The organism is Pseudonocardia terrae (genome assembly GCF_021343995.1).
Taxonomy (GTDB): Bacteria; Actinomycetota; Actinomycetes; order Mycobacteriales; family Pseudonocardiaceae; genus Pseudonocardia; species Pseudonocardia terrae.
Genome location: NZ_JAJTTE010000142.1, coordinates 1 through 1,484 on the forward strand (window position 1 = coordinate 1; position 1,484 = coordinate 1,484).

Here is a 1,484-nt window from a genome sequence, read left to right on the forward strand (position 1 = left end):
GCCGACGTCGACGCCCTGGCGTTGGGGTTGTTGGGCGCGGGGGTGGTCAAGGGGGATCGGGTGGGGATCTGGGCGCCGAACATGGCGGAGTGGACGGTGTTGCAGTACGCGACGGCGAAGATCGGCGCGATCCTGGTCAACATCAACCCCTCGTATCGGACGCACGAGTTGGAGTACGTGCTGCGCCAGGCGGGGATTTCGGTGTTGGTGGCGGCGCGGGAGTTCAAGACGTCGAACTACGCGGGGATGATCGAGCAGGTGCGGGGGAACTGCCCGGACCTGCGAGCGGTCGTCCTCATCGGCTCGGACGAGTGGGACGGGCTGTTGGAGGCCGGGCGCGGCGGGGAGCCGGAGCAGTTGGCGCGGGCGCAGGCCGGATTGTCGCCGGATGACCCGATCAACATCCAGTACACGTCCGGGACGACGGGGTTCCCGAAGGGCGCCACGCTGAGCCATCACAACATCTTGAACAACGGGTTTTTCGTGGGCCGGCTCAACGGCTACACGCCGGAGGACCGGGTGTGTATCCCGGTGCCGTTCTATCACTGTTTCGGGATGGTGATGGGCAACCTGGCGTGTACCTCGAACGGGGCGACGATGGTGATTCCGGCGCCGGGGTTCGACCCGCAGGCCACCCTGGACGCGGTCGCCGCGGAGCGCTGCACCAGCTTGTATGGGGTGCCGACGATGTTCATCGCCGAGCTCAACCATCCCGACTTCGACGCCTATGACCTCTCGTCGCTGCGGACGGGGATCATGGCCGGGTCGCCGTGTCCGGTGGAGGTGATGAAGCAGGTGGTGGCGCGGATGGGCATGGACGAGGTGACGATCTGTTACGGGATGACCGAGACGTCGCCGGTGTCGATGCAGACCCGCGCGGATGACTCGCTGGAGCGGCGGGTGTCGACGGTGGGGCGGGTGCATCCGCATCTGGAGGTCAAGATCGTGGACCCGGACAGCGGGTTGACGGTGCCGCGTGGGGAGCCGGGCGAGTTGTGTACGCGTGGGTATTCGGTGATGTTGGGGTACTGGGAGGAGCCGGCGAAGACGGCGGAGGCGATCGACGCGGCGCGCTGGATGCACACCGGGGATCTGGGGGTGATGGACGCCGAGGGGTATGTGAACATCACCGGGCGGATCAAGGACATGGTGATCCGGGGTGGGGAGAACATCTACCCGCGCGAGATCGAGGAGTTCCTCTACACCCACCCGGACATCCTGGACGCCCAGGTGATCGGGGTGCCGGATGTGAAGTACGGCGAGGAGCTGTGCGCGTGGGTGCAGGTGCGCGAGGGCGCGCGGGTCAGTGCGGAGTCGCTGCGGGAGTTCGCCACGGGCAAGCTGGCGCACTACAAGATCCCGCGTTATGTGCTGGTGGTGGACGAGTTCCCGATGACGGTGACCGGCAAGGTCCGCAAGGTCGAGATGCGGGAGAAGTCCGTGGACATCCTCGACCTCGGCGAGGCCGCCGCCGTCCGCAACGC

The 1,484-nt window shown here is 66.8% G+C and carries 1 protein-coding gene; it reads left to right on the top strand.

The features are described 5' to 3' along the window. Positions 1–1,484 (top strand): AMP-binding protein (locus LWC33_RS34605; RefSeq protein ID WP_233308928.1); only part of this gene is annotated, 1,484 nt, incomplete at both ends.